Source organism: Octadecabacter arcticus 238 (assembly GCF_000155735.2).
GTDB classification, from domain to species: Bacteria; Pseudomonadota; Alphaproteobacteria; order Rhodobacterales; family Rhodobacteraceae; genus Octadecabacter; species Octadecabacter arcticus.
On the sequence record NC_020908.1, the window covers coordinates 3,584,445 to 3,604,076 of the forward strand.

The 19,632-nt window shown below is 55.3% G+C and carries 20 protein-coding genes and 4 pseudogenes; 7 read left to right on the forward strand and 17 right to left on the reverse strand.

The window, feature by feature from the left end:
- Positions 1–99: 99 nt before the first annotated feature.
- Positions 100–411, forward strand: coding sequence for an H-NS histone family protein (locus tag OA238_RS18570; protein WP_015496369.1), 312 nt, complete (start codon positions 100–102; stop codon positions 409–411).
- A gap of 363 nt (positions 412–774) precedes the next feature.
- On the opposite strand, the pseudogene OA238_RS18575 reads toward OA238_RS18570, so the two are convergent.
- From OA238_RS18575 to OA238_RS18590, 4 genes and pseudogenes are all read right to left on the reverse strand, one after another.
- A pseudogene (locus OA238_RS18575) lies at positions 775–1,551 on the reverse strand (IS630 family transposase); the annotation flags it as partial.
- Positions 1,552–1,560: 9 nt separating this feature from the next.
- Positions 1,561–2,583 (reverse strand): IS30 family transposase, encoded by a 1,023-nt coding sequence (locus OA238_RS18580; RefSeq protein WP_015494347.1) that lies wholly within the window; start codon positions 2,581–2,583, stop codon positions 1,561–1,563.
- 54 nt (positions 2,584–2,637) lie between these two features.
- Positions 2,638–2,931: pseudogene (locus OA238_RS18585) on the reverse strand (IS630 family transposase); the annotation flags it as partial.
- A 70-nt stretch (positions 2,932–3,001) separates the two neighbouring features.
- Complete coding sequence (locus tag OA238_RS18590; RefSeq protein ID WP_144055940.1) at positions 3,002–3,664, reverse strand: glycosyltransferase family 2 protein; 663 nt, start codon at positions 3,662–3,664, stop codon at positions 3,002–3,004.
- 462 nt (positions 3,665–4,126) lie between these two features.
- Between OA238_RS18590 and OA238_RS18600 the strand changes: the two genes are divergently transcribed.
- Positions 4,127–5,062: an IS110 family RNA-guided transposase gene (locus tag OA238_RS18600; protein ID WP_015496371.1), complete on the forward strand. Its 936-nt coding sequence runs from the start codon at positions 4,127–4,129 to the stop codon at positions 5,060–5,062.
- Positions 5,063–5,591: 529 nt separating this feature from the next.
- On the opposite strand, the gene OA238_RS18615 is transcribed toward OA238_RS18600, so the two are convergent.
- Together OA238_RS18615 and OA238_RS32970 are read right to left on the reverse strand one after the other, a co-directional pair.
- Positions 5,592–5,855, reverse strand: coding sequence for a hypothetical protein (locus OA238_RS18615; RefSeq protein WP_015496372.1), 264 nt, complete (start codon positions 5,853–5,855; stop codon positions 5,592–5,594).
- Entirely contained in the window at positions 5,816–6,115 is a 300-nt protein-coding gene (locus tag OA238_RS32970) for a BrnA antitoxin family protein (RefSeq protein WP_015496373.1), read from the reverse strand. Before OA238_RS32970 ends, OA238_RS18615 begins: the two co-directional genes overlap by 40 nt.
- 178 nt (positions 6,116–6,293) lie before the next feature.
- Here OA238_RS32970 and OA238_RS18625 point away from each other — a divergent pair.
- Positions 6,294–7,124, forward strand: a pseudogene (locus OA238_RS18625) (beta-ketoacyl-ACP synthase III); the annotation flags it as partial.
- Here the strand turns inward: OA238_RS18625 and tnpA are convergent.
- Positions 7,122–7,541 (reverse strand): IS200/IS605 family transposase, encoded by a 420-nt coding sequence (gene tnpA / locus OA238_RS18630; RefSeq protein WP_015494130.1) that lies wholly within the window; start codon positions 7,539–7,541, stop codon positions 7,122–7,124. The pseudogene OA238_RS18625 and the gene tnpA overlap by 3 nt on opposite strands.
- Positions 7,542–7,649: 108 nt before the next feature.
- Here tnpA and OA238_RS18635 point away from each other — a divergent pair.
- Positions 7,650–7,967: pseudogene (locus OA238_RS18635) on the forward strand (3-oxoacyl-[acyl-carrier-protein] synthase III C-terminal domain-containing protein); the annotation flags it as partial.
- A 125-nt stretch (positions 7,968–8,092) separates the two neighbouring features.
- On the opposite strand, the gene arsH reads toward OA238_RS18635, so the two are convergent.
- Together arsH and OA238_RS18645 are read right to left on the reverse strand one after the other, a co-directional pair.
- A complete protein-coding gene (arsH, locus tag OA238_RS18640; protein ID WP_015496374.1) occupies positions 8,093–8,809 on the reverse strand; it encodes an arsenical resistance protein ArsH in 717 nt (238 codons plus the stop codon).
- Complete coding sequence (locus OA238_RS18645; RefSeq protein ID WP_015496375.1) at positions 8,802–9,254, reverse strand: hypothetical protein; 453 nt, start codon at positions 9,252–9,254, stop codon at positions 8,802–8,804. The genes arsH and OA238_RS18645 overlap by 8 nt, the downstream gene beginning before the upstream one ends.
- A gap of 316 nt (positions 9,255–9,570) precedes the next feature.
- On the opposite strand from OA238_RS18645, the gene OA238_RS18650 reads away from it, so the two are divergent.
- Positions 9,571–10,167, forward strand: a complete 597-nt coding sequence (locus tag OA238_RS18650) for a thymidine kinase (protein ID WP_015496376.1) — start codon at positions 9,571–9,573, stop codon at positions 10,165–10,167.
- A gap of 6 nt (positions 10,168–10,173) precedes the next feature.
- Here the strand turns inward: OA238_RS18650 and OA238_RS18655 are convergent, their stop codons facing one another.
- The 4 genes from OA238_RS18655 to OA238_RS18670 form a co-directional block, all read right to left on the reverse strand.
- A complete protein-coding gene (locus OA238_RS18655; RefSeq protein WP_015496377.1) occupies positions 10,174–11,124 on the reverse strand; it encodes a 2-hydroxyacid dehydrogenase in 951 nt (316 codons plus the stop codon).
- A complete protein-coding gene (locus OA238_RS18660) occupies positions 11,118–11,453 on the reverse strand; it encodes a tRNA-binding protein (protein ID WP_015496378.1) in 336 nt (111 codons plus the stop codon). Before OA238_RS18660 ends, OA238_RS18655 begins: the two co-directional genes overlap by 7 nt.
- A complete protein-coding gene (gene proC / locus OA238_RS18665) occupies positions 11,450–12,262 on the reverse strand; it encodes a pyrroline-5-carboxylate reductase (protein ID WP_015496379.1) in 813 nt (270 codons plus the stop codon). Before proC ends, OA238_RS18660 begins: the two co-directional genes overlap by 4 nt.
- Positions 12,263–12,349: 87 nt before the next feature.
- Positions 12,350–12,853 (reverse strand): type III secretion system chaperone family protein, encoded by a 504-nt coding sequence (locus tag OA238_RS18670; protein WP_015496380.1) that lies wholly within the window; start codon positions 12,851–12,853, stop codon positions 12,350–12,352.
- A gap of 285 nt (positions 12,854–13,138) precedes the next feature.
- On the opposite strand from OA238_RS18670, the gene OA238_RS18675 reads away from it, so the two are divergent.
- Positions 13,139–14,170 (forward strand): M42 family metallopeptidase, encoded by a 1,032-nt coding sequence (locus OA238_RS18675; protein WP_187293202.1) that lies wholly within the window; start codon positions 13,139–13,141, stop codon positions 14,168–14,170.
- Here the strand turns inward: OA238_RS18675 and OA238_RS18680 are convergent.
- Together OA238_RS18680 and OA238_RS18685 are read right to left on the reverse strand one after the other, a co-directional pair.
- The gene (locus tag OA238_RS18680; RefSeq protein ID WP_015496382.1) at positions 14,164–15,177 is read right to left on the reverse strand and encodes a YcjF family protein; all 1,014 of its coding nucleotides are present in this window, start codon (positions 15,175–15,177) and stop codon (positions 14,164–14,166) included. The genes OA238_RS18675 and OA238_RS18680 overlap by 7 nt on opposite strands.
- Positions 15,174–16,589 carry a YcjX family GTP-binding protein gene (locus OA238_RS18685; RefSeq protein ID WP_015496383.1) on the reverse strand — a complete coding sequence of 472 codons (1,416 nt, stop codon included), beginning with the start codon at positions 16,587–16,589 and terminating at the stop codon, positions 15,174–15,176. Before OA238_RS18685 ends, OA238_RS18680 begins: the two co-directional genes overlap by 4 nt.
- 98 nt (positions 16,590–16,687) lie before the next feature.
- Here OA238_RS18685 and truA point away from each other — a divergent pair, with 98 nt between their 5' ends.
- Positions 16,688–17,458, forward strand: coding sequence for a tRNA pseudouridine(38-40) synthase TruA (gene truA, locus OA238_RS18690; RefSeq protein ID WP_015496384.1), 771 nt, complete (start codon positions 16,688–16,690; stop codon positions 17,456–17,458).
- Positions 17,459–17,464: 6 nt separating this feature from the next.
- On the opposite strand, the gene OA238_RS18695 is transcribed toward truA, so the two are convergent.
- Both OA238_RS18695 and OA238_RS18700 read right to left on the reverse strand, forming a co-directional pair.
- Positions 17,465–17,956: a DUF3726 domain-containing protein gene (locus OA238_RS18695; protein WP_015496385.1), complete on the reverse strand. Its 492-nt coding sequence runs from the start codon at positions 17,954–17,956 to the stop codon at positions 17,465–17,467.
- Entirely contained in the window at positions 17,953–19,599 is a 1,647-nt protein-coding gene (locus OA238_RS18700; protein ID WP_015496386.1) for a hypothetical protein, read from the reverse strand. Before OA238_RS18700 ends, OA238_RS18695 begins: the two co-directional genes overlap by 4 nt.
- Between the last annotated feature and the right edge of the window lie 33 nt (positions 19,600–19,632).

Sequence of the window (19,632 nt, forward strand, 5' to 3'; positions counted from 1 at the left end):
TCGAGTGGACTGGAAACGGTGTTACTCACCATTTGCTGTTGCCGCTAAAACTCAAAAACGATAGCTGAGAGCCAAATACTTAGATAGAAAGTTTAACTTATGACGAAACCTGACTTGGAAAATCTGTCAATCAAAGAACTAAAGCAATTGCAAAAAGATGCAACTAAAGCGGTCGCAAGCTTTGAAGATCGTAAACGTGCAGGCGTCATTGCAGAGTTAGAGGCGGTTGCGCAAAAGCATGGGTACAAGCTGGCGGATTTTACGAGTGGCAAGAAAGCTAAAGTTGCTTCGCCCGCCAAGTACAAGCATCCGGAAGATTCATCGCTCACTTGGAGCGGGCGTGGTAGACAGCCTAATTGGATTAAGGATGAGCTCTCAGCAGGAAAATCTCTAATCGACTTTGCGATCTAAAAATATTTGCTTGGCGCGAGTGTCTCTCGCCGAGCGTTCAGCAAACGGTCGTTTTTGAACGATCTGTGCAAGTGCAGCGAAAGTCGGCAAAGAGCTTATATTGTTCAGGGGCATTGTTTTTAATCAGAGCAACAGACGAAAACTTAGAAATCAAGATTAAATTGTGAAAGCAGCCATATTTTTCTACTCCTACCTCGAATGAATTACCATATTTTCAAGCACTCGATCTTCAATCGTTGCAAGGCGATCAATCGAGTTAAAATACTCCATCGTCCGCATATCGTTCCATTTACTTTTGGCTGCGTCGCCCCGCGTCATTTTTGAAGTATACTCCCGCGCCTGAATTGACCTGAGGTTTTCCCCTCAAATCACTTTGTATTCCTTGAGCGATATGACGCGGAAGTTGTCGGTGACGGTGTCGCGGAACTCTGGCCATTTTTCTGGCAGGGTCTTGCGGAAGAAGTCGAAAATGGCCTCTGTGAATTGGTTGAACGTTGCATAGTGCCGATTGTGGGTGACCCATTTGTGCATAACACCCCAAAGACGCTCGATCGGGTTGAGGTGCGGGGCATATGCTGGCAAGAAATGCAACTTCACCCGACGTTCTGGGCTGTCCAGCCATGGCTGTAGTATCTTGGCATGATGATAGCGGGCATTGTCGACAAAGACGTGGATGGCCGTCTTGGTTTGGTTGTTGCGTTCCAACTTTTCCAGCATCTGTCGGGTTGTCTGGGCATTGATCTTCTCGCCTTCCACAAAGGTGAACTGGAAAGTCTCAAGGTCAAGCGCGCCCTGAATGTTGAGCCGCTTGCGCCCTGATGTCGCCTTCAGGGCCGTCTTTTGTCCCTTGGGGAACCAACCATGGGCGGGGCGGCTCTGGTGTTCGGGGTGGACAGCGTCCGAAAAGACAACCATCTCATCTGCGGCCAACCCGTTCATCAGGGCCTCATATTTGGCAATAAACGCAGCCTGCTTGGCTTCATCGGCCTGTGCAGGCAGCAATTGTGGTTTCTTATACGCGAACCCCAGGCGGCGCATCAGCTTGGCGGCTCCCGACGTGCTGTAGTTTTGGTCGCACTCGGCTAGAACATAGGCACAGACCTCATCGGCATTGCGGGCAGGCTGCGCGGTGAAATGGGCTCCTTGGATTCAAACATCAAGTGCAACGGTTGATTTGAAGGCCGCGATTTCGTCGGCCATGGCTTCAGCGGGTGTTCTCCAACCGAGAGTTTTTCTCGGGCGGTTGTTCATCAGGTTTGCAACGTCGTTCAGCCATGTTTGGCTTGCACCGTTCAGGTCAGTTCCTTTGGGCATGTACTGACGCAGCAGTCCGTTGGTGTTCTCGTTGCTGCCACGCTGCCAAGGCGCATGCGGATCGCAGAACCAGATATCGATCTTCAACCGTCTGGCGAGTTCGGGGTGGCAGGCCATTTCGGAGCCGCGGTCGTAGGTCATGCTCTTGCGCAAAGCAGCGGGTAGTCGTCTCATCTGGCGGGTGAAGCTGTCGAGCGCGGCCTCGGCCCCATTGCCGTCCATTTTGCAAAGAATGACAAAGCGTGTCTTGCGCTCAACCAAGGTCCCCACTGACGAGCGATTGAATGCGCCCTTGATGAGGTCGCCCTCCCAATGGCCTGGTACCAGTCGCGCTTCGATCTCTTCAGGGCGATTGATAATGCGCAATGATTCCGAGACCATAGCACTGCCCGCCGCTGTCCTGCGCTTGAGCCCACGCTTAGGCTTCGCTTGACGCAACGCCTCGATCATCGCCGCCTTCAGCCCACCACGTGGCTGCGCGTAAATCGCGGCATAGATGGTCTCATGGCTCACATGGGCGGATGGATCATCAGGCTTCATGAGACGCAGTCTCTGCGCAATCTGCTCAGGCGACCAGTGCAGATGTACGAGCTTGCCATGAACAAAACGATAAAGATCGCTCCCCTCCACAAGCTTGCGCTCGCGGCGGCAGCGCGCACGCCGGGCATCATAGGCCTGCCGCGCCGCTTGCGGGCAATAGCTGCCGTCTTCCTGCCGACCTCGCGCCAGCTCACGGCAGATCGTGCTCGCCGGGCGATGCAAAAGCTGGCCGATCAACCGCTGACTGCTGCCCCTATTATGCTCGGCTAATATCACGCCACGGTCCTCGCTGCTGAGGTGCTTGCTTCGTATGTCCATCACAACATCCTATGCCCAAAGGGCTCTGAGTGTTGCATTTGAAACTTGAGCCTAAGCTCTCACCGCCTGCTCTTGCACGACGGACAAATGACCCTGACGCTGGCTGTAGTCCTTCAGACCGAAAAACGATAGTCCCGCACCGGCAAAGGCAAATCGCCACTCCGTCAAAACTGTCGGGCCAATATCCAAAATCCGGCAAACCGTTCCGGCGTCTTCTCCTGCGTCCAAAAGAAGAAACGCGCGCGCCCGTTTCCAAACAAGGGCGTCAACTTTGCGGCGGCGGCAAAGCGCTTCAAGTGCTATGCGCTGCTCGTCGGATAAGGAGACTGTTTTGTATTGCTTGCTCATAAACTCAAAATACAGACTGAACCGCCTTTGGCCATGCGACGAAGTGAATCGCAGGCCCAAAATCGTCAGGTCAATTCAGGCGCAGGAGTATAGTAAAAAATTCCTCGCTTTGAATCTGGTAGTGGTTCAGTTGGAAGGTGTCGTTATCAGTAATCGTCTTGCTTGAGCATGCGTTTTTGATTTGGTGTACGCCAACATTCTTTTCTTGTCTCAACGCCTTCGTGCGGCAGATCCATTTTTGTTCACCGCGAGCCCGTGCTGGCGCTCTCTCCTGTCGCATGACAAAGTCTGTTCGAACGCTTGCGGGATGCTTTAAATGGCCGTTGCTACCGAAAACTGACCAACTAGTGTATATAATTTCAGTCTGATAATCCATATTTCCAAGAACATCTGAAATTTTTCTGCCGTCTCTACAGAACCAAAACTCATCAATGTCCGCTATTACAAGCCATTCACATACTTTAGAAATTTTAAAATTCCGCAGTGCGGTAATGTAATGCTCACGTTGACGCGCAGGCTTTGTCAGAGATATTATCTTCACTTGCCCACTTTCGACCCAAGGCCTGATAATATCAAGTGTCAAGTCTGTACTGCCGTTATCGATAAGATAAATCTGTTCAATACCTTGCCAGAGATAGTGCTCAATCCATTCCTTTATATTTAGGGACTCGTTCTTCATAATAGCAAGTACGCCGACGCGGAACGGGTAACTTATTTTCTCGCGTCGCCGCAAAATTCGCTCATGGTTTCACGTTTTAACTGCTTGGATTGGCCGATCAAGAAAAAATGGGGTCATTTTTGCGTTTCCAAATTATATGTGAAATTAAATCTAGGGTCAGCGTCACTTCTTCGAAAGATGTTGTGGCAAATGACGCTGGGAACGCACCCCATGCCAGCCCCTGTTTAAGGGGTATAGCCGGAATTGAAACATGAGTTTTGAACCATTGCTTTGTCTGCACAGCCGCCATTCGGCACCGTTCCAAAAACCCTTGTCTTATGAATATCCCAGCTTTTGTGCGAAACAAGAGCCACCGATCAGCATTCTAGAGTGCTGATCGGTGGTGGTGGTTGGATCGGCAAACCCTTGGTTTTTGAGGGCCGTAAACGAGTAGGATCAACCATCACCTTCGCCAAAGGCCTGAACGGATACAGAGCGGCACAAAGCCCTCTAGGACAAGCATAGGATATGACGAAGATGACAGATGATACCATTGGGATCGATATTTCCAAAGCCACTTTGGACATTCACCGGCTAAGCGACGGGAAGACGATGTCGTTTAGCAATTGCCCTGCAGGATTTAAGGCGCTTTCCAGGTTCTGCGCAAAGACGGCAGTGGCACGCGTTGTTTATGAAGCAACAGGTGCCTATCACAGCGGGCTTGAACGCGCTTTGGGCGCACATTTGCCATTGGTAAAGGTGAACCCTTTGCAGGCGCGCCGGTTTGCACAAGCCCAAGGCTTGCGCGCAAAAACAGACGCTGTTGATGCCAAAATGCTGGCAGACATGGGGAATGCATTTGCATTAGAACCGGATGAGCCAGCAGCTGAAATTCAACACGATCTGAAAGAGTTACGCTCATTTCGGTCAGGATTGATCAAGGATAGAACCGGCATCATGAGCCGAATGAAAACTCAAACCCTGTCCATCACGCGCCGCCAAAGCAAAGCCCGTTTGGCTCAGGTAGATAAGCAAATCGCTGAAATCAATGCTGAAATTGAACGCTTGATAAACTCCAGCGATAAACTGGCGCACTCGATGAAAATCCTCCGCTCCATTCCAGGCGTCGGCGCTATCTGTGCTGCCACCATTTTGATAGAGATGCCCGAGACCGGGAGTATGGACCGGAAGCAGGTGGCCAGTTTGACTGGCCTAGCCCCGATGACGCGTCAATCGGGGCAATGGCGCGGGAAATCATTCATTCAGGGTGGGCGGAAAATAGTGAGGGATGCACTCTACATGCCGGCCTTGGTAGCGATGCGACACAACCCAGACTTCAAGGCTAAGTATCAAGCCCTGATCAAAGCAGGAAAGCCCCCCAAAGTCGCCATAACGGCACTCATGCGAAAGCTCATCGAACTCGCCAACGCTCTCATCAAAGCAGATCGAAATTGGGTGACAAAGGGGGCTTGATCAAGACGGATACTCGTTTTTGGAACGGCTAGAACCATTCAATAAACGCTCTTTTTGGGAAAGCGACGCTAACGTTTGAGTTTCACAGGCAACACGCCAAGCCGCTTCACACTTACAAGCTCAGGACTGTGTGTCTTGTAAGTGCGCATTATGCGATCAACGGCTTCAGCCTCTTCATGCGCTGCGCAAACATGCTTCAATTTTTGACCTTTAGATTTGATTGTAATCTCGAATCTTTGACGCAGTTGTAAAGACGACATGACCTATCCTTGTTGTAACATTCAGCTACAAGAATAGTTTTTTAGCTGCGTAAAGCAAAATCCAATATGCATTTTTGACACTCGACAGGCGTTCAAAAACGCTCGTTTTTGGAACATGCGAAAACCAGCTCAATTTACGCGACCAAAAACCCCGTTCAAATCCCAAACAGTTGTTGAAGGTTTTGGCTCTCTGTTGGGAGCAGCCATTCATGCGCAGCCCAGCATCCGACACAAAGCGCTCAACGCGGACCTTCGCTGCACTTCAACCCTCACCGCCCCTTCTCCCCCCCAAACGGATCATCCTTCGTCACCCAAGGCCGCTTACCGTCCAACACCTTCTTCGCGGGCACGTCTTTCGCCTTCTCCCTCGCCTCCGCCATCTGACTAAACCGCACCTCATGCGCCGCGGCATCGCCCCACTTCGGACGCACGCCCGCTTCTTCCAACACCTTTTCGGGGCGCAGCACGTAATCCATCGTGTCCGGTCCCTCGATCAGTTTCGCCAGCCAGAAATGCATATAGGCGCGCAGCACGCGGTTGATCCGTGTCTGATACCCGTCCCCAGCCCCTTAAAGAATTTCACCACATCAGCATCCAGCCGGATCGTCACGCGGGTGCGTTTGGGGTCGCGGCGGTCGTCGTCCTCCCAAATCTCGTCCCAAGCGGGCGGCAGGGCTTTGTATTCGTGCAAATACCCCATCAGTTCATATTCCATCTTCTTGATGGCATCCACGCCATAACCCCAATGGAGCCTTTCGGTCTTCGTCATGGTCTTCGGTTCAATCTTGCGCATGTCTACCTCCTGCTCTCGGGGCATTATGCAGGCCAAATCTGAACCAATCCCTGATCCAGCGCGCGTTGCGCCTGTACATACAGGTTGTGTACAGGTGGTGCATGGTCTGTGTACGCCGCGTGCCGCTTGCAATTTTGCGCCCGATGCCTGCATAAATGCGAACCAAAAGGGGCGAGATATGTACAATGCAGCCATCACCGGATCAGGGGTTTTCACCCCCGAACACTCCATCACAAACGATGAATTGGTGTTGGCCTTTAACGCTCATGCAGACCTGTTTAACGCCAAAAATGCCGACGCGATTGCGGCTGGGACCATGGCGGCAAAACCCCATTCATCAAGCGAATTTATCTTCGCCGCTTCAGGGATTGAGCGTCGTTATGTTCTTGATAAAGAAGGCGTTCTTGACCCCGCGCGGATGTATCCCAAGTTGCCGGATCGCAGCGACGGCGACCCCAGCCTGATGGCGGAAATGGCCGTGGACGCCGCATTGCAGGCCATGGCGCAGGCCGGTAAATCCGCCGACGATATAGACGCCGTCATTTGTGCCGCGTCCAACCACGAACGCGCCTATCCTGCGATCGCTGTGGAAATTCAAAAACTGCTCGAAATTGACGGCTTCGCGTTTGACATGAACGTCGCCTGTTCCAGCGCCACGTTCGGCATCCAAATGGTGGCAGATATGATAAAATCCGGCAGCATTTCCAGCGTCTTAGTTGTCTGCCCCGAAATTTGTTCCGCCCATCTGGAATGGCGCGATCGCGACTGCCATTTCATCTTTGGTGACGTCGCCACCGCCCTGTTGATTGAACGCGATGATGACCTGCAAACGCCCCACTTCAAGATCAAATCCACCAAGCTGGCGACGCAGTTTTCCAACAATATCCGCAATAATAATGGCTTCCTGCGCCGCAGCCGCGATCAAATGGACGACCGCCGCGACATGCAATTCATGCAAAACGGGCGCAAAGTATTTAAAGAAGTCCTGCCCTTGGTCACTGAACGACTACCGGCTGACGCCGGTAGGTTCCCTTTTTGAATGTAATTCAAGATACTGAAGTATGACAGCGTCAGTGACATTGCCGCTGGTTGTTGAGAAAAATCCGCGAGCCCAAAACCGCTGGCCCCAGTACCGTTTGCGCAGTTCGGGAAACTCGCGCTGTATCTTATAAGACGAGCGTCCCTTGATCCGCATCATCACCTTTGACAATGCTATCTGAGGCGGGACCGATATGAACATGTGGACGTGATCGGTCGACAATACGCCCTTCTCAATATGCACGCCAAGTTCTTGGCATGTTTGGATAATGATTTCACGGATACGCTCACGCATCTCACCGCGCATAACTTTGTATCGGTATTTTGTTGTCCAGACGACGTGAAACCGGTGATAAAATTTGGTATGGCTTCCTGTGGAATAGATCATAATCTTCCCTCTCATTTTTAAGACCCTTACCGCTTCGCGGGGTCTTAAAAATGAGAGGGAAGATTATAGTACATTACGCTAAAGCGGACCGGCTGGAAGCCGGTGGCTTTAATCCCGTTTGTGGAAAGTAAACACATAGCCGATCACATGGACGATGAAAGCTTGCAAGCCACTGACCTCAAACGCCTTTGGCTGCACCAAGCCAACAAGACGATGAACGATTATATCGGCAAAAAGGTCTTGGAGCGCGACCCGTTGGCGGGTGAGCAACCCAATATTCTACAAGACTACGCCAACACATCCTCTGCAGGATCGATCATTGCGTTTGCGAAATATTCATCTGACATGGTTAAAGGTGATGTCGGACTCATCTGCTCCTTCGGGGCAGGCTACTCTGTGGGATCCGTCATTCTAGAACACGCATGACCTGAAACGCACTTAATCCGAAAAGAATACGAGGCTTAAAAATGAAGATTGCTCTGATATTCTTGGCCCTTTCGGCCGTATCCGCCTGCGGAATTCCAATTATACCGTTGATTTAAAAAGATAATCTAGGAATTAACCCTTTTGTGGACGTCTTCGAGCGATTCGACCCGTTCGGAATAGCGATCCACAAGCATCTCTTTGCGGCCACGCGTCATAACCGTGAAACGCGCGAGCTCTTCCATCACGTCGACGATCCGGTTGTAAAGCGGCGATGGTTTCATTCGCCCGGCCTCGAATTCTTTCCACGCCATCGGCACCGACGACTGGTTCGGGATCGTCACCATCCGCATCCAACGCCCCAGAATGCGCATCTGGTTAACTGCGTTAAACGACTGCGACCCGCCGGAAACCTGCATCACTGCCAGCGTTTTTCCCTGCGTCGGGCGCACGCCACCGATGGGTGATAACGGCAGCCAATCGATCTGAGTTTTCATAATTCCCGTCATTGCGCCGTGGCGTTCGGGCGATGACCAGACCATGCCTTCGCACCACAATGCCAGCGCGCGAAGCTCTGCCACTTTGGGATGATCGATGGGGGCATCGTCAGGCAAAGGCAGCCCACTTGGGTTAAATGTCTTGGTGTCACAACCCAACGCGCGCAGCACGCGCGCGCCCTCTTCGGCCGCCGCGCGTGAATAACTGGTCTCGCGCACAGAGCCATAAAGCAGCAATATCCGCGGTGCATGGTCCGGCTCACTCGGCCCAACCAAAGCAGGAATATCCAATGGTTTCAGCGCATCAGGTACTAAATTAGGCATGTCTGAGAGGGTACCTTCAGTCATTTCCATCCTCATGATGCAGCTTCATGTCGATCAGAACTTTTTGCAATTCAACCGTTTCGCGCAGCAGGCGCTTGGCCTCATTGTTGGTAATGACGCCGTCTTCAATAGATATCTGGTATTCGCCCATCAGCATCGCAAACCGTTGACTGAGAGAGATCACATCAGAATTGATCCCCCCGCCAGAGCCTTTGTTCGAGTTGTTCTTGTTGAGCGTATCACCATGCAGTTCCGCCAAAGCGGATGTGACGTGCGGATAACTCGCCGCGGCTTCAAGCCGTGCGACCGTGTCCACCGGCATGAACCTGTCCGAGTGTTCCTCGGAGTCGGAATAGTACCTGCCCAAGGTTGCCTTGGACTTACCGGTCAGTTGACACGCCGGTTCAATCCCTACGTCCTTGACCAAGGCTTCTGTGTGTTTTTTTAGGTAACTGCCGATGCCGGCCATATGTATCGTCCCTATTTTGGCGGTGCGGGGAATGACCCTAATCATTTCCCATGAACCAACCCATCCAGCCTTCACAGATATAGACACAAGGATAAGTTGAAAAGACCTGAAAACCACCGAGATTGACGTCCCCAACATCGTAGGGCTAAGGGCGCGAACCCCATCCAAGGTCAGATGGTCCGCCATTTGAAAATTCGGTATCCTTGGTCCGCCGTTTCGTTAGGGCTTGTTTGCAGCCCACCACTCACGGACGAAACACAGTGAACCGCCGCTGAGCCCTTGCAACGGGGCCAGCGGCGGGGCATTTTCCCAAATTATGGCAAAGCTCTATTTCAACTATTCGACGATGAACGCTGGCAAATCGACGGTGCTGTTGCAGGCCGCGCATAATTACGCAGAACGCGGCATGCAGACCTATTTGTTGACCGCGCAATTTGACAATCGCGCAGGGGCAGGACGCATCGCAAGCCGGATCGGCATCGGAGAGCCAGCAGATACATTTGCGCGCAACGATGATTTGTTTCGCAAGATAGAACAGCGCATGGCAGCAGGGCCCTGTGCCTGCGTGTTCATCGACGAGGCGCAATTCCTCAGCACTGATCAGGTCTGGCAATTGGCGCGCGCGGTCGATGACCTTGGATTACCGGTTATGACCTACGGGCTGCGCGTTGATTTCATGGGGGAGCTGTTCCCGGGATCAGCCACGCTCCTCGCGCTTGCGGATGAAATGCGCGAGATCAGAACCATCTGTTTTTGCGGCAAGAAAGCCACGATGGTCGTGCGCAAAGACGGCAACGGCGACGTCGTGACGGGTGGCAATCAAGTGCAGATCGGCGGCAATGAAACCTACGTCAGCCTGTGCCGTCGCCATTGGCGCGAGGCCGTTGACGACGGTGACGCCACACTGGTTTAGGACGCGCTAGTTCACCCGCTGTGGTGGGTCCCCCCCGTCGGCCCAAGCGATGATATTATCCAGCGCCATCTGCGCCATCGCCTGACGGGTTTCTTGTGTCGCTGATCCAAGATGGGGCAGTAAAACGCAGCTCTCCAAGGCCAGCAGGCGCGACGGGACATGGGGTTCGTTTTCATACACATCAAGCCCCGCGCCCGCGATCTGGCGGGTTTCCAAGGCCGCGATCAACGCGTCTTCGTCCACGACTTCGCCGCGTGAAATGTTGATGAATATTCCCGTGGGTTTCATTGCGGCCAACGCCGCCGCATCAATCAACTTGGTCGTCCCTGCCCCGCCTGGGGTCGCCACAACGACAAAGTCCGCCGCTGCCATAACGTCATGCAGCCCATCCAATTGCCGCGCAGGAACGGGCACGACTTTGGGCGATCGGTTGTGAAACACCACGTCCATGCCAAACCCGTAATGACACCGCGCCGCAATCGCGTGCCCGATCCGCCCCATGCCGATCACACCCAGCGTCTTGCCCGTCACATGGGTGCCCATTATGCCGCCACCATCAAAGCCACCCCATTTGCCAGATCGCACGAACCGTTCGCCTTCGCCTGCGCGACGCGCTGTCGCCAGCAACAACGTCAGCGCAATGTCCGCCGTCGCATCGGTCAAGACGTCCGGGGTATTGGATACGATTACGCCAGCTTTCGCTGCCGCATCCACGTCGATATGATTATAGCCGACACCGAAGTTGCCAATCATCTTACATCGTATTTCACCGACAAATGCGTCAGCTGTGAACCCATCGCCCAAGGTCGGCAGGATCGCATCAAACTGTGCCAGCGCCTGTGCTGCCTGCGTGACAGACAGCTTACCGCCTGCGTGCACAGTCACGTCAAATATCGCCTTGGCTTGCACCAGAACCGGGGCTGCAATGGGCCGCGTTATCAGAAGTTTTTTCAGCACATGCGTTCTCCTAGGGGGACTTCTTTGTCAGGCGCGATCAGGATCACGCCGGTTGCATCATGGGCGCCCAGCACCAACACTTCTGACATGAATGGGCCGATCTGGCGGGGCGGAAAATTGACGACGCCGATGACCTGCCGCCCGATCAAATCGCCCGCGGTGTAGTGGTCTGTGATCTGGGCTGAGGTTTTGCGTTCACCAATTTCAGCCCCGAAATCGATCCACATTTTAATCGCGGGTTTGCGGGCTTCTGGAAACGCTTCGGCGCGCACGACTCGGCCAACGCGGATGTCTACCTTGAGGAAATCATCAAAAGTAATAGCGCTCATTTGCCCAATTCCCGCCCGCGATCGGCTGCTGCCTTGACGGCGCGGCGCAGCAAGGGCGGAAATCCAGTTTTCTCGTCCATCAGCACCTGCAACGCCGCATGGGTCGTGCCGTTTGGCGATGTGACGTTGACGCGCAATTGGCTGGGGTCTTCATCTGCGTCTTCGGCCAATTGCCCAGCACCACCGACTGTGGCTTTGGCCAGTTTCATTGCCAAATCTGCGGGCAAGCCTTCGGCCACGCCAGCCGCCGCCAAGGTTTCAATCAGATGAAATACATAGGCTGGGCCCGATCCGCTGACGCCAGTCACCGCGTCAATCTGGTGTTCGTCCTCAAGCCGCACGACCTGACCAACGGCGCGCAGCAAGGCGTCCGCCATGTCCATATGCGCCGCTGTCGCGTTGGCGTTACCGACGATGGCCGTGATCCCACGCCCAATCGCGGCGGGGGTGTTGGGCATGGCGCGGATAATCGGGCTATCAGCGCCCAGCGCAGTCTCAAACGCAGAAATAGGTGTGCCCGCAGCGATGGACAAGAACACGGTTGATGCATTGCCAAGGGCTGCCATCGACGGCAGCGCGTCCCCCATCATTTGTGGTTTCACCGCGATCAACGCGATGGCGGGGTTGGCGGGCACGCCGTCGTTCACATGCACGCCCGTGCCGCGCAACCAATCGCTCGGGTATGGGTCCAAGACCCAGATGGCTGTGGGGGACAAGCCGCCCGACAACCATCCCGCCAGCATCGCCGACCCCATCTTACCACAGCCCAAAAGGACCATGCCACGTTGTTCTATTGCTGCCATCGACATGAAAAAACCCTCGCTTTGTTGCGCCGGATCGTAGGGCGCACAAAGCAAGGGTTCAAGCGGTTGGGACCGCCTATTTCACATGCGCAGTTATGCGCGCCCGTAGGCTTCTGCGATGGCGACCTGAATGGCGTCTTTGGGCGTGCGTTCGGCCCATGTGACCAATTGGAACGCCGGATAAAAACGCTCAGCGCTGAGCACAGCCGCGTTGATCATCGTGTCAATCTGTTCGGGTCCCGCAACCTGTTCACCCGCGAGGACAAGACCATAGCGATACACCATCAGCTTTTGATCGGCCCAGAATGTAAACGCGCCCGCCCAACACATGTCATTGGTCAGGTTCAGACATTCATAAAGCTCGGCCATACGCTCAGCCGGTGGTTCCATTTCAAACGTGCAGATCAGGCGCAGGGTTTGATCATAGGCCGACCACGCCAGCGTGATCGCATAGGTACGCCATTGGCCTTCCACGGCAAATGCAATCTGGTCGTCGTGGATGCGATCAAACTCCCACGCGTGGTGTTCTGCAATATGTTCCACCAGATCAATCGGGTGGATATCATCCGTGAACTCAAAACTTTCTGCGAGTACCATTCGTGAACCCTCCTGTCCAAACCAGACCGCCTTGACAGAGGCTATATCTGGTATCCTGCTCAATCAGAAAGGATACATAGCCCCCTCCTCACTAGATATCGTCGCTTTTTACCCCCCCTCCTGTAAAGCATTTTCTTGGGGATAAGCGGTGGTGTGGCGCAAAAATCAGGGGATAAGCACGGAAGGTCAGCCCCTTTTTAACCTTTGATCCGCCCCTTGCATCGGGATGGCCACTGGATCAGTCTTTGGGCAACCCCGCCCCGAAAGGACGCCCCAATGTCTAAAATGAACGCCGAACTTCTCCGTCAACTGTGTGAAATGCCAGGTGTGCCGGGCCATGAAGACCGCGTGCGCAAGTTGATCATGAGCGAGATTGACGGCCTGTTTGACGAGGTCACAGTCGATCCGATGGGATCGCTCCTATGTCGCCGTGACGCCGACAAACCGGACGCGCCGAAGATCATGTTGCTGTGCCACATGGACGAAATCGGCTTTCTTGTCAGCCATATCAGCGACAAAGGGTATCTGTACTTGCAGCCTGTCGGCGGCTTTGATCCGCGCAATCTGTTCTCGCGCCGCGTGCTGGTGTGCACCGAAGATGGCGACTTCAAGGGCGTGATGAACCCGGGCGGCAAACCGATCCACATTTCATCGGCTGAGGATCGCAAAAAGATTCCTGAGGTCGGGGAGTTCTACGTTGATCTCGGCTTGGGCGAGGCCGCCAAGGACGTCATCAAAGTCGGCGATTTTGTGGTGATGGATGAACCGTTCATCGAAATCGGCGACAAGTTTGTGTCTAAAGCGCTCGACAATCGGATCGCGTGCTGGCTCGGCATTGAGATGATGAAAAAGCTCGGCTCAAAAGGGCGCGGAGCGGAGATTCACGTGGTGTTCACGACACAAGAAGAAGTCGGGCTGCGCGGGGCGCGAACGTCGGCGTTCAAGGTACAGCCAGACATCGGCATTGGCATCGACACCACGCTGGCCTGCGACACGCCCGGCGTGCCCGACAAGGACGCGACAACAGTTCAAGGCAAAGGATTCGGGTTACATGTGCGCGACAGTAGCTTCATCGCGGACAAGGCATTGGTGCGCGAGATTGAAACACTCGCGATCAAGAATGACATCCCCTATCAACGCACGATGCTGGCCGCCGGCGGCCAAGACGGGGCCGCCGCACAACAGGCAGCAGCAGGTGCGCGGGCTGTCGGGATCGTCGTTGGCACGCGCTATATTCACACGGTCACAGAGATGATCCACAAAACAGATTTGCAGGCGGCGTTGGACATTTTAACGGCGTATCTGGCCGATCAGTGATCTTTTGATGTCAGTCCGAACAGGCCTGTCAGGCTGCGCTTCACCAGGCTGGTGACGGACGGTTTGCGTTCAACGGTAAAAGAAAGTGGGCGGCAAACCTCCATGGCGGCGACGCCAACGCGGGCGGTGAGCGCGCCGTTTATGACACCTTCGCCAAAACGACGCGACACTTTGGACAGCACACCGCCGCCCGCGACCGACCCAATCAGATCGTCCCCCACGGCGACGGCCCCCGTTGCAACCAAATGCGACAAAACCTGTTTGGTCAGCCGCCAAGTTCCCAGTGTACCTGCGCGTCCTTCGTAGATTTCAGCAATACGTCGGATCATTCGCATATTGGCCATAAGGGCGGTAAACACATCTGCCAATGCCAGCGGCACAATTGCCGTGACGGTGGCGACTTGGCGCGCAGCGGCCTCGACCTCAAGCCTTGCGCGGGCGTCCAACGGCGCAAGGATCGTGGTTTCTGCAAGGCCCAGAAGTGCGTCTGCGTCCAGCACGTCTCCTTGTTTATCGGCAAATGCCTGCCGTCCCCAACGGGTGTCATCGCGGCCACGATACAGCGCCATGATCTGGGACGTAACTTCGCGCGCACGGGTCAGATTGTGGTCAAGTAGCGCTTCGGTGGCACCGGTCTGGATGCGATCAACGCGGCGCAATCGCCCGAATGCCGCCATTTCCCGAAAGGTGATCAGCAACAGGACGCCGCAAAACAACCCCGTTAGACCAACAGCGATCAAACCTAAAACGGGTGAGCGGTCCAGCAAGCCAATCATGAAATCCCAAGCAGCCACGCCGATCAGGAAACTGATGAGCGAAACCAGAAGGCCCCAAAACCAACGCGCCAGACGGTTCGGGCCTTTTGCTGCCAAACTCGCCACGCGCTGCATGGCGGCAGGGGTCGGGATGACGTCCAGTTCTGGCACCGGTAGCGCTGTCGATGGCGTCAAATCATCAGTACCGTCCAGATCAAAAAGAACGGGGCCGTTTTTGGCTTTTTGTGTCATAGCTTATCCCCCAATAGAAACTGTGCAGCGCGATCAAGTCGGATATGCGGCGGCCCATCCCCGGGTTTGAGGGTGAGCGGCGCAGGCGCGAAACTCATGATTTCATAGTCTGCATCAAGCCAGTTTTCTGCCCCCGATCGTGCGGGGCCAAGCAGATGTGCGGGGTCGCTGGGTAAGGCACCGGGGTAGAATGCTTTTTGTTCATTGGTGTTCAATAGCTGGCCGCGCACCACGCCAAGGTTTGCACCTTTGTGGTTGCGGGTTTCTTCAACGGTGGTGCGCAACGCGGCGATGGACATGGCCTGCGTTGTGGCGCCAAAAAATTCCACGCGGTCTTGCGCATCACGCAAAAGTGCTTGGGTTATGGCGGTCAATTGCGGGTGTTGTTGGTGGTGTAAATGGTCAGCTTTGGTCGCGGCAAACAGAATTTTGTCAATCTGTCGGCCTTGAAAAAGCCGTGTCAGGAAACTGTTACGGCCCGGGCGAAAAGCGCCAAGGATATCCGCCATAGCGCGGCGCATGTCCTCAACCGCTTGCGGGCCGGAATGGATCGCGCCAAGCATGTCGACCAGCACGATCTGGCGGTCGATCTTTGCGAAATGATCGCGAAAGAACGGGCGCACGACATTGCGTTTGTAGCTCTCGAACCGCCGCTCAAATTCGCGCCACAGGGATTTGCGGGCGGGCCGGTCCACCAGTGGCAGCGGGGCGAATGTCAACACAGGCGAGCCTTCGAGATCACCGGGCAACAGGAACCGCCCAGGCGTGCAGTCGGAAAACCCGGCCTCACGCGCGGCGTTGAGATGGGCGGTAAATGCAGCTGCAAGGCCCTTTGCCTGTGGTTCGTCAAACCCCTTTGCGGGGTCACACGCTTCAAGCGCTGTTGCAAAATCCGCGGCGGCGGGGCGACCCGCCAAGCGCGATAAGACTTCGGCAGACCACGTCGCGAAATCTTTATCCATCAGGGACAAATCCAACAGCCATTCGCCGGGATAATCCACGATATCCAAATGCACCGTGCGCGGACCCTGAAACGAGCCGAGCAACCCTGTCGGCTGCACCCGCATTGACAGGCGTAATTCTGAAATCCGCTTCGTGCCCTCGGGCCAGTGTGGTGTCTTGGCGGTCAGCGCGGCAAGGTGGTTTTCGTAATCAAACCGCGGCACCGTATCGTCGGGTTGCGGTTGCAAATAAATCGTCTGAATGCGCCCCGACGCCGCTGCATGAAATTGCGGCATCCGCCCACGGTTTAACAAGTTGGCGACCAAAGACGTGATAAACACCGTCTTTCCTGCGCGACTGAGCCCCGTCACACCCAAGCGGATAACCGGTTCCGTGAACGGTGCGCTTAACGTGTCTGTAACTGCACCCACGCTACGCGTGATGGTATCCGCAAGGGTTGTTATGACCACACTTAGCACCTTTCAAAATTCTTTACCGCTAAGATAGGTGGCCGCCAACCCGATGTGTAGGGATTGATTTCACCAACCAGCACGCCTAAGCCGAGTCCATGCCCAGATACGCGCTCAAAATTGAATACGACGGCGCACCGTTTTGCGGCTGGCAGCGTCAAACCAGCGATCCGTCGGTTCAGGGCGCGATAGAAGCTGCATTGGCAAAACTGGAACCGCGCGAACACAAGATTGGCGCAGCAGGGCGTACAGATGCCGGGGTGCACGCCTTGGGGCAAGTGGCGCATTGCGATATGGACAAAGCTTGGGATGCGTTCCGCCTGTCCGAGGCGTTGAATTTCCATCTTAAGCCCGCGCCGATTTCTATCGTCGCCTGCGCACAGGTGTCAGATGATTGGCACGCGCGCTTTTCAGCGCTTGAGCGGCGTTATTTGTTTCGGTTGGTGAACCGCCGCGCGCCTTTGGTGTTGGAGGTGGGCAAGGTCTGGCAGGTCGGCCAAAAACTGGACGGGGCTTTGATGCAGGCGGGTGCAGATCGTCTGCTGGGTCACCATGATTTCACAACATTTCGATCAACAGTGTGTCAGGCGGACAGCCCGATGCGCACGTTGGACGGGTTGAAAGTGCAACAAGTTACCCGCGTTGATGGCGCACAAGAGTTCCAGTTCCACGTGCGCGCGCGATCTTTCCTGCACAACCAGGTGCGCAGCTTTGTCGGCACACTGGAACGGGTCGGCGCAGGCGCGTGGACGCCCGATGATGTGACGGCCGCATTAAACGCCCGCGACCGCACCGCCTGCGGACCGGTTTGCCCACCGCATGGGTTATACTTGGCCGGCGTCAGCTACCCCGAAGACCCGTTTGCCTGAACGCGGTTAGTCGTTGTCCGTCAGCCCTGCACCAGCCCCACCAATGCGGGAGCTTTCGGTTTCCGGGACCAAGGTTTTCGCCGCCATATCAGTAAGGTGACCGTTGAGTGCGGCAGGTATGACACGCCGTCCTTTGCTTGAATGCACGACGGATTTTGTCCGTTCAAACCGCTGGAATACCGCGCCCGTTGATGTGGCATCCCAAATCAGAGTTTGCCCTGTGTGATGTTCAATTGATGCGACATAGGCATCAACTGTTGCACGATCCGCGACGACAGTTTGCGGCCCGTCGCCCGCTGCGACAAGGTCAAGTGCCGTCGGGATAGCAATTGCCGCGCCGCCCTTGTGACAAGGACAAATCGCAAGCTGGTCCAGATCGAGGAAGGCAGTCGCCTTCGCCAAATCCTCAGCCAGACCAAGCGACAGACCGCCGCCGCGCGCGGCCTTTAGAACCAGCGCCTCGATCTCATTGGCGGATTTCTCAAAGCGGTCAGTCATGCGTCAAACGTGGGCAGCCACCAGTTGTCGGCGTTGCCCAATTCATCGCGTAAGGGTGCGCCTTGGCATAGGGTGATCCGCGTCCAACGGTCCGATTTAGGGTCAAACTTGGCCGCTCCAAAGAACCCTAATTTGCAACGCAACATATCAATTGGCAAACACGCCCGCCCGATCAGATTGTCACGAATTTCCGCATAGGGCGCGCCGTCAAGCGACTGCACCCGTCGCACCGCCGCGCGGTGTTCAGGGTGGCGTGCCAACAGTTGCGCAACGCTGCCGCCATTCTGCAAATGCGGCACTAAACCTGCAACCTGACGGGCAATGTCGAGCGGGCTTTCCAATGCGGCACCGTCTTCCTTGTGGCGCAAACCAAGGCGTGGCTCGGCCTTTGCCTCGGATACATACCAGAACTGGTGGCACGCCTCGGGTTGATCGTAATCACACATCGCCCAGGCCCAATCTCGGTCAATCAGGGCCTGTAAGTCTGCGCAGGTCATCGACGGATCAAGCGTTGCGTGCTGTTCGGTCGCCATACTGGCGCATAAATCATCGACCAGATTCCCGAACGGTTCGATCAACAGCGCCGCGAGGCATTCTTGCGTGTCGATAGAAAATTTCGCCGATGCCAACCACAAATGATCAAGCGGCATCCGTCCTGTCATAGCGTCTGGCGTCATCAGCGCGGCCAGTTGCGGCCATTCGCGGCGCATCTGGTCGATGCGTTGCTGCCCGATGTGATCAGGAACCTGCCATTCCGACAGGTGCTGCGCGGCGCGTTTGACCAGGTCATAAATAACCTCAATCTGCGCATCCTCTAGGGTTTCAATCGCACGCACCCGCGCCAATGCAGTTTCGCGCGCTGTGATCCACGCGTTCAACAGCATTGGATGTGAAACCAAGAACGGGGCCATCCCCAACCCCGTTGAATTCCCAATCCCCAGATGCCGTTTCAGATGCGCATCAAGCGGTGCACCGCCAACATGTTCAACCAGATCATGTGTGAAGCCGCGGATCAGCCACACCGTGAGCATTTCAGCCATGAACGGCCCGCCCATGCCGTCGCGGGTGGCGAACACATCGCGGTCCGCGATGCCAAACTTGCCGTTGCCGTAAACGGCTGTGGTGCGCATCAAATACCCTGTTGAGCGGACCAAGTCCGCGTCCGGTTGCTGGCCTGCCCGAAGCCGTTCAACCGTGTGGGCAAACAGGCGAACTGATTTGTTGGCGCGGCTCAGAACGAGATCACGCGCCGTGAAACGCGCCGCTTCTTGCAAGGGCGCGGTTGCCACGATCCGTGCGATTTCATCCGCACACGGCACCCCGTCATACAAAACATACGCAGTGTCCCACGCTGACGCGATCACGCGGTCGGTGCGCAGTTCGGGCGGCAAATCTGTCGACACTGCGACCAGCGAATAGACATGTCCGCCAAATGTGACCGAATAAACCGCATGCCCGAACCCGTCGCCGTCCATGGCCCAAACAGGTCGAGCAACTTGCGCATTTTCCGCGGAAAGGCGGCGCAAAAGGACACGTAGAAACGACAATCGCGTCGGGAACGATGCCCCCATGCGCCGCAAACGCATCACAACGTCGGGCGCGCGAAGGGCAATCTGTGGCAAAGGTGTGGGTTGATCCAGCATTGCTGCATCCTGCCAGAGTGCTTTCATCCGTCA

Bases quoted from the DNA above. Each gene is read 5' to 3' on its own strand.
- OA238_RS18580 (WP_015494347.1), bottom strand. From the start codon at position 2,583: ATGGACATACGAAGCAAGCACCTCAGCAGCGAGGACCGTGGCGTGATA.
- proC (WP_015496379.1), bottom strand. From the start codon at position 12,262: ATGTCGATGGCAGCAATAGAACAACGTGGCATGGTCCTTTTGGGCTGT.
- OA238_RS18700 (WP_015496386.1), bottom strand. From the start codon at position 19,599: ATGCTGGATCAACCCACACCTTTGCCACAGATTGCCCTTCGCGCGCCC.
- OA238_RS18645 (WP_015496375.1), bottom strand. From the start codon at position 9,254: ATGGCCGGCATCGGCAGTTACCTAAAAAAACACACAGAAGCCTTGGTC.
- OA238_RS18695 (WP_015496385.1), bottom strand. From the start codon at position 17,956: ATGACTGACCGCTTTGAGAAATCCGCCAATGAGATCGAGGCGCTGGTT.
- OA238_RS18680 (WP_015496382.1), bottom strand. From the start codon at position 15,177: ATGACACAAAAAGCCAAAAACGGCCCCGTTCTTTTTGATCTGGACGGT.
- OA238_RS32970 (WP_015496373.1), bottom strand. From the start codon at position 6,115: ATGCGCAAGATTGAACCGAAGACCATGACGAAGACCGAAAGGCTCCAT.
- OA238_RS18570 (WP_015496369.1), top strand. From the start codon at position 100: ATGACGAAACCTGACTTGGAAAATCTGTCAATCAAAGAACTAAAGCAA.
- OA238_RS18600 (WP_015496371.1), top strand. From the start codon at position 4,127: ATGACAGATGATACCATTGGGATCGATATTTCCAAAGCCACTTTGGAC.
- tnpA (WP_015494130.1), bottom strand. From the start codon at position 7,541: ATGATCTATTCCACAGGAAGCCATACCAAATTTTATCACCGGTTTCAC.
- truA (WP_015496384.1), top strand. From the start codon at position 16,688: ATGCCCAGATACGCGCTCAAAATTGAATACGACGGCGCACCGTTTTGC.
- OA238_RS18650 (WP_015496376.1), top strand. From the start codon at position 9,571: ATGGCAAAGCTCTATTTCAACTATTCGACGATGAACGCTGGCAAATCG.
- OA238_RS18660 (WP_015496378.1), bottom strand. From the start codon at position 11,453: ATGAGCGCTATTACTTTTGATGATTTCCTCAAGGTAGACATCCGCGTT.
- arsH (WP_015496374.1), bottom strand. From the start codon at position 8,809: ATGACTGAAGGTACCCTCTCAGACATGCCTAATTTAGTACCTGATGCG.
- OA238_RS18670 (WP_015496380.1), bottom strand. From the start codon at position 12,853: ATGGTACTCGCAGAAAGTTTTGAGTTCACGGATGATATCCACCCGATT.
- OA238_RS18675 (WP_187293202.1), top strand. From the start codon at position 13,139: ATGAACGCCGAACTTCTCCGTCAACTGTGTGAAATGCCAGGTGTGCCG.